Origin of the sequence: Paraburkholderia sp. Tr-20389 (assembly GCF_017104565.1) — a bacterium.
Taxonomy (GTDB): Bacteria; Pseudomonadota; Gammaproteobacteria; order Burkholderiales; family Burkholderiaceae; genus Paraburkholderia.
The window spans coordinates 117,022-123,276 of sequence record NZ_JAAGPD010000037.1; the positions used below are offsets into that span (position 1 = coordinate 117,022).

The window sequence follows — 6,255 nt, forward strand, 5'->3', positions numbered from 1 at the left end:
ACACGCGATCGTGGATCACCGCCCACAAAGAAACGGCGAGTAATATTCGATCGCTTCCTGAATAGGTACGTGATGCCCGTACGCAATGGCTGACACGCCAAAGATCGTCAATGCTGCAAGAGCTCGCAGACGACCCTGCAACGCGGGCTGCATCGTCATTTGGAGAAAGGTGAACGTCACGAGTGAACCTAGACACCACCCGGCCACTACCTCGGAAACGGTGTGTGCGTTATCAAACACACGTGCCGTTCCGATCATCGCGGCTATCAGCACGCCAAGCGCAAACCCAAGCTTTGTGCTGTTGTCGCGAGAATTTGTCAGGCAGATGACGAGTGTTGCGGGCCATACTGCAGACGCGAGCATTGTGTGTCCGCTGATGACGCGAAAGTCGATTGCGCGAATCTCCAATCCGCAGCCCGCGTAAAGCACCTTTGTTACGCCTACGACAAATGCCCCGCCGGTGAGCAACACAAGCCAATTCGCTGCGGAGCGCCATCCGGCCGATGACATGGTTAACCATGCTGCGCACGTAAGCGCGAGAGGCAGAGTAAGCGCTGCGTCGCCGAGATTGCTGAGGGTGGACCACATATCGGTTCTTGAGATGGCTTCTAGACGTTCTTGTCCAATTCTAAGTGTGTGTCGCGTTAGTCATAAGGTGATTCCGGTCGATGTTCGCCGAACGTATTGCGCTGTCACGCGGTTCATGAGCTTTCCGCACCCGCCCCCGATACTCCGTCGGCGATATCTCCCAAACCTGCCGAAACAACCGCGCCAGACATTCCCCGCTCGTCAGCCCGCACCGCCGGGCGATTTTGTCCACCGGCAAGTCACTCGATTCCAGCATGCTCGCAGCCAACTCAACCCGCGCGCGTCGCAAATATTCAGAAGGCTTGATACCCATTTCAGCCCTAAAGTGTCGCAAGTACGAACGCTCGCTCATCCCAGCCGTTTGCGCCGCGACCGTAACTGAAATGGCCTTATTGCAATTGCGCGTGATCCACTGAGCACTTTCGTGAATCTTGTCCCTGATCGACTTCGCGCTATCGCGGGCGATAGCATTGAATTCAGGCAAGCCCGTGTCGGGAATCAACTCCAGCACGCGGCGCAAGACGCCGACACCAAAGTCCTGTCGTACGAGTTCGAGCGCCTGGCGCACGGCCGACCGCGGGCCAAGACCGGCGGCACTGTTGAGCGATGAGTCGCCAGACACACCAGTCTGTTTCCTGGCATCGAATTGCCTACCTGCCACCCCGATCGCAGAGAGCAACGAATCGCCATTACCAATTGCGCATACCTCGTCGGCCTGACAGGCCGCTTCGCGAAGCCAGTCGTTGAATCGGACGTCTTTCGTGCGCTCGGACGTCAATTCTCCACACGCAACGAAGAGCACGCGCAGAGAGGGAAGTTGGCTGACCGTCTGCGTCAGCACATCGATCTGCGCTGAGCTGGATACACATTCCCCGCGATCGGAGAGAAAGGCGGTCCGGTAACAAGGCAGACCACCAGGCCCCGCGGCCAGAACCTGATTCGCCTTGTCGAATACATCGACGACTTCGGCGGCCGGCAACATCGAGAAGCCGTCGAATACGGCGATCCCAACGAAGTGCGTATCGTGTGAAAAATCGTGAACTGAAACACTGTGGCCCGAACTGCGTGAAGCGTTGTACCGAGTTGTTTTCATCAATGCCTCCCTGCTGCGTATCAGCGTATCTGGCGCGCGCATTTGAGCATTGCTGACGAACGTTCCCGATCGAAGCTTTGTCATTCTTTTAAGCACGCCCCACATAGAGGCGCAGAGGATACGAAGACGTTTCCACGCGACCAATCGGACAAATCTGATTCCCCTGACAAACGTTCCGGCGTCGATAGAGAGGGGGCGATTCTTCGAATTGATCTGACAGACGCATTCAATCCCGCGAATTGATGCACCATTCGTGGGCATTTCACAACGATTTTCCCGGCTATACCGACTTCAACTGGACTGGGCGATGGCGCTCGGGCAGCATCTCGTCCGTTGCATGCACAGCGAATCGAACTTACTTGCAAGCAAGAAGGCAAGAAGCTTGCTAACTAGTAAGCATGCCGAACAAAAAATTATTTCAGCACGAAAAATCAACATATATCTACCAAAATAGGAGATCTCCAATGAAGAAACAGGTCATTGCGCTGGCTGCTTCGGCCGCGTTCGCCGCTCCCGTATTCGCGCAAAGCAGCGTCACGCTGTATGGCGTGATCGACGAAGGCATCAATTACACGAACAGCGTCGGCGGCCACAGCGTCGTTGAGCTGCAAAGCGGTTACGCGCAAGGCAGCCGTTGGGGCTTGAAAGGCGCGGAAGACCTGGGCGGCGGCAACAAGGCGATCTTCCAGCTCGAAAGCGGCTTCGACCTGAATAGCGGCCGCGCAGGGCAGGGTGGCCGCATGTTCGGCCGTCAGGCATACGTCGGCGTGTCGAACGACCGCTTCGGTACCGTCACGTTGGGCCGTCAGTACGATTCCGTCGTCGACTATCTCGCGCAGACCACGTCGAACGGCAACTGGTCGGGCTATCTGTTCTCGCATCCGTTCGACAACGACAATACGGACAACTCGTTCCGCGTCAACAACACGGTCAAGTACGCGAGCCCGGACATCGCCGGCTTCCAGTTCGGCGGCACGTATAGCTTCAGTAACGACACGAACTTCGCCAACAATCGTCAATACAGCTTCGGCGCCCAGTACGCGACGGGCGGTCTGCTGCTCGCGGCTGCCTACTTGCAGGCGAACAACACGGGCGCAACGTCGGCCGGCGCGATCGCGACCAACGACGCCAGCTTCTTCGCGCAGCGCATGCGCGTGTTCGGCGCGGGCATCAACTACACGTTCGGCTCGGCGACGGCCGGTTTCGCGTACACGAACTCGGACTATCACAACCCGACGGGCAACGGCTACCTCGGCAATCCGGGCGCGATCGTCGCTCCCGGCTCGACGCTGAACCGCCTGCGCTTCCAGAACTTCGAAGTGAATGCGAAGTACCAGGTGACGCCTGCGTTCTATGTCGGCGGCCAGTACGTCTATACGCTGGAGAACTACGATGCATCGACGGGCGGCGTGAAGCCGAAGGTGCACTCGGTGGGTCTGATGGCCGACTACAACATCTCAAAGCGCACCGACTTCTACGTGCAAGGCGAGTATCAGAAGGTTGCCGGCGACAAGACCAACTCGATCATGGACAACGCGTTCATTCTCGGCACGCAGGCGCCGTCGTCGACGTCGAACCAGCTCGCGTTCCGCGTCGCGATTCGTCACAAGTTCTGATCGCGTCAGGTTGCAAACGACCTTCGTGTCGTCGGATTTCCACGCATTTCCCGTCGCGCTTCATGTGAAGCCCGACGGGTTTTTTTATCATCCCGGCAACATGATTGCGTCGCCTCGACACGTCATTGCAGGAACAGATGAAGCGCCGCGTATTGCAGCAGCATGATGGTCTTGCCGTCCATGATCTCGCCGCGCGCGATCATCGTTAAAGCATCGTCGATGGGCAATTCGAGCACCTCGATGTCTTCGCCTTCGTCGGCGACGCCGCCACCGCGGCTCACACGCGCAGCCGCATCATATTCGGCGACGAAAAAGTAGAGCTTCTCCGTCACGGAGCCCGGACTCATGAACGCCTCGAACACCTTGCGCACCGACTCCACGCGATAGCCTGTTTCCTCTTCGACTTCCGCGCGAATCCGCGCTTCGGGCGATGCGGCTTCGAGCAATCCTGCCGGTGCCTCGATCAGCATCCCTTCGTGTCCGTTGACGAACGCCGGCAGGCGAAACTGCCGCGTCAGCACCACCGTGCGCCGGCGCGGGTCGAAAAGCAGCAGCGTCGCGCCGTTGCCGCGATCGTAGGTTTCGCGGCTTTGCCGCTGCCAGCTGCCATCGGCGCGCTGGTAATCGAAGGTGGTTTTCTTCAGTACGTACCAGTCGTCGGACAGCACCTGCACATCGACGATACGCACGCGGTCAGCCGTTTCGCTCATGAGCGTTCCCTGTTTCGGATTCACCATCCGATCGCGCAATGGCGACCGGGTAAGGACGCAGCCGATTGGCCGCATCGTCCGAGCATGGTATCGTGCAGTTTCGTGCAGAATCAAGAAAATTCGTGCAATCTCATGATCGGATCAATCTCGGACTAACTGGATGCTGACTTCCCAACGCAAGAAGCTGATTCTCGACGCGCTCAAGCGCGATGGCCAGGTGCTGGCCAAGGCGCTGAGCGACACCTTCGGCGTGTCGGAGGACACGGTGCGCCGCGATCTGCGCGAGCTTGCCGCCGAGGGCAAGCTGCAACGCGTGCACGGCGGCGCACTGGCCGCGTCGCCGGCGGAGGCGAATCTCGCGGGGCGCCGGGCGATTGGATCGGAGGCGAAGGCGGCGATCGGCCGGGCGGCCGCGCAGATGATCGCGCCGGGCCAGATCGCGTTCGTCGATGGCGGGACGACGGCCATTCAACTGGCGCGCCATCTGCCCATCGACCTGCGCGCGACCATCGTCACGCACAGTCCGAGCGTCGCCGTCGAACTGGCGGAGCACGAGGCGCTGGAAGTCGTCGTGATCGGCGGGCGGCTGTTCCGCCATTCGATGGTGACGGTCGGCGCGGCCGCCATCGAAGCGCTCGGCCACATCCGCGCCGATCTGTACTTCATGGGCGTGACGGGCGTCCATCCCGAAGCGGGGCTGAGCACGGGCGATCTGGAGGAAGCGTATGTGAAGCGCGCGCTCGTCGCGCGGGCAGCCGAGACGGTGGTGCTGGCATCGTCGGAAAAACTGAATGCCGCGTCGGCATACATGATTGCGGGCATCGACGCGGCGAGCGCGATCATCGTCGAGAAGGACACGCCCGAGTCGACAACCGCGCCTTTCGAAGCGTCAGGTGTGACGATCCTTCGCGCCTGAACGAAGCCGGCCTGCGCCCGGCGTCATCGCTGCTCGAGAAAGCGCTTCAGTTCGGCGAGGTCGCGTTCGACCCATTGCGCGTCGGCGGCAAACTGCGCGTCGCTCATGCTTGCCGTCCGTAACAGGGTAAGCAGCACTTCGGCGCCGTTGCCGTTCGGGATCACGCGCATCGGCACGTAGATCTCGTCGCCCTGTCCGGTGATCACACGATGATCGAGCACGCCATACGGATTGCGCGGCGTGAAGTGTACTGTTACAGGATGTCCGTCCGCGCTTTCGAAGGTCCACTCTTCGCCTGCGCCGCGCAACGGCTTGCCGAGCCCCGACGCCCATTGCGCGAACGACAACGGATGTTCCATGAACGCGTACACCTCGCGCCAGTCGCGCGCGATCGCCACGCTGATCGTTTTCGATTCGGCTACGGCGGTCATCGTTGTCTCCATTGGGGTTGCCACGGCGCACGCGTCTCAAGTTTCGCGCGTTCCCTGCCGATATGACAAAGAGCAGGTGTTATGACACGCGCCGGAAAGATTGTCGATCCGGGCGCGATCGTGCAGGCAATACAGCCGGTAATTTGTATCGAAGTGTTCACGGGAAGCGTTTTCCGGTGCCTGCACTTTACAATGCGGCTTGGATTTAAAAGGCTAATCCGACCCCTTTAGCGGAAGATCGCATCACGTTTGACGCGGCTCCGTAAGAGAGGGGAATTCCGGCGGTGAGCCGGACGGTTGAGGCCGCAACGAGGCGGCATGCTGCGCGCCGTCAGCGGGTGTCCTGCGACATCCGCTGACCGGGCGAAGCGCGCATCCGCTCTATAAACGAATAATGCGGGAGAGCATATGTCGAAGAATGGTTTCGACAGAACCTGGGCCGGTTTCGCGAGCTTCACGCTCGCCTTGATGTTGGGGGCCTGCGCGCATGTCGGCGAGCAGGACGCGAAGAACAGCGACGCGGCGTCGACCGCGCAAACGGCAACGGATCCGGCTGCCGCGGCGCCCGCGCCGCAGATGGTCGCGCAGCCGGTGCCGCCCGTGATCTACAAGGTGCGTCGCGGCGATTCGCTGGCTCGCATCGCGCGCAGCCATAACGTGACGGTCAAGCAGATCGTCGCGTGGAATCATCTGAAGTCGTCCGCGCGTCTGCATATCGGGCAGCCGCTGAAGGTGTCATCGCCGGATGCAGTGAAGATGGTCGCCGTGCCGGCCGGTCCGGCCGCAGGCCCGGCGCCGGGCAAAGCGCCGAATGCGAACGGAGCTGCGGCGGCTGCCAGCGGCGCGTCGAATGCGACCGCGAGCAGCGGGGCGGCCAGCGCCTCGACGAGCAGTGCCAGCG

Annotated in this window: 7 protein-coding genes; 3 read left to right on the plus strand and 4 right to left on the minus strand. The window is 60.7% G+C overall.

From position 1 onward, the window contains the following. Positions 1-15: 15 nt before the first annotated feature. Positions 16-588 carry a phosphatase PAP2 family protein gene (locus G3N95_RS28605; RefSeq protein WP_205973455.1) on the minus strand — a complete coding sequence of 191 codons (573 nt, stop codon included), beginning with the start codon at positions 586-588 and terminating at the stop codon, positions 16-18. 40 nt (positions 589-628) lie between these two features. Next, positions 629-1,681: a helix-turn-helix domain-containing protein gene (locus tag G3N95_RS28610; protein WP_205973456.1), complete on the minus strand. Its 1,053-nt coding sequence runs from the start codon at positions 1,679-1,681 to the stop codon at positions 629-631. Positions 1,682-2,145: 464 nt separating this feature from the next. Here G3N95_RS28610 and G3N95_RS28615 point away from each other — a divergent pair, with 464 nt between their 5' ends. Then, complete coding sequence (locus G3N95_RS28615) at positions 2,146-3,297, plus strand: porin (RefSeq protein ID WP_205973457.1); 1,152 nt, start codon at positions 2,146-2,148, stop codon at positions 3,295-3,297. Between the two features lie 122 nt (positions 3,298-3,419). Here G3N95_RS28615 and G3N95_RS28620 read toward each other — a convergent pair whose 3' ends face one another. After that, a complete protein-coding gene (locus tag G3N95_RS28620; protein WP_205973458.1) occupies positions 3,420-4,007 on the minus strand; it encodes an NUDIX domain-containing protein in 588 nt (195 codons plus the stop codon). A 160-nt stretch (positions 4,008-4,167) separates the two neighbouring features. Between G3N95_RS28620 and G3N95_RS28625 the strand changes: the two genes are divergently transcribed. Then, entirely contained in the window at positions 4,168-4,923 is a 756-nt protein-coding gene (locus G3N95_RS28625; RefSeq protein ID WP_205973459.1) for a DeoR/GlpR family DNA-binding transcription regulator, read from the plus strand. A 23-nt stretch (positions 4,924-4,946) separates the two neighbouring features. Here the strand turns inward: G3N95_RS28625 and G3N95_RS28630 are convergent, their stop codons facing one another. Continuing rightward, a complete protein-coding gene (locus G3N95_RS28630) occupies positions 4,947-5,354 on the minus strand; it encodes an SRPBCC family protein (RefSeq protein WP_205973460.1) in 408 nt (135 codons plus the stop codon). Between the two features lie 408 nt (positions 5,355-5,762). Between G3N95_RS28630 and G3N95_RS28635 the strand changes: the two genes are divergently transcribed. Next, positions 5,763-6,255, plus strand: a 493-nt coding sequence (locus G3N95_RS28635; protein WP_205973461.1) for a LysM domain-containing protein, incomplete at its 3' end; no start/stop codon positions are given.

What these genes read in the sequence shown, in the direction of transcription:
- G3N95_RS28625 (WP_205973459.1), top strand. Translation starts at nt 4,168, where the DNA reads ATGCTGACTTCCCAACGCAAGAAGCTGATTCTCGACGCGCTCAAGCGC.
- G3N95_RS28610 (WP_205973456.1), bottom strand. Translation starts at nt 1,681, where the DNA reads ATGAAAACAACTCGGTACAACGCTTCACGCAGTTCGGGCCACAGTGTT.
- G3N95_RS28630 (WP_205973460.1), bottom strand. Translation starts at nt 5,354, where the DNA reads ATGACCGCCGTAGCCGAATCGAAAACGATCAGCGTGGCGATCGCGCGC.
- G3N95_RS28615 (WP_205973457.1), top strand. Translation starts at nt 2,146, where the DNA reads ATGAAGAAACAGGTCATTGCGCTGGCTGCTTCGGCCGCGTTCGCCGCT.
- G3N95_RS28605 (WP_205973455.1), bottom strand. Translation starts at nt 588, where the DNA reads ATGTGGTCCACCCTCAGCAATCTCGGCGACGCAGCGCTTACTCTGCCT.
- G3N95_RS28620 (WP_205973458.1), bottom strand. Translation starts at nt 4,007, where the DNA reads ATGAGCGAAACGGCTGACCGCGTGCGTATCGTCGATGTGCAGGTGCTG.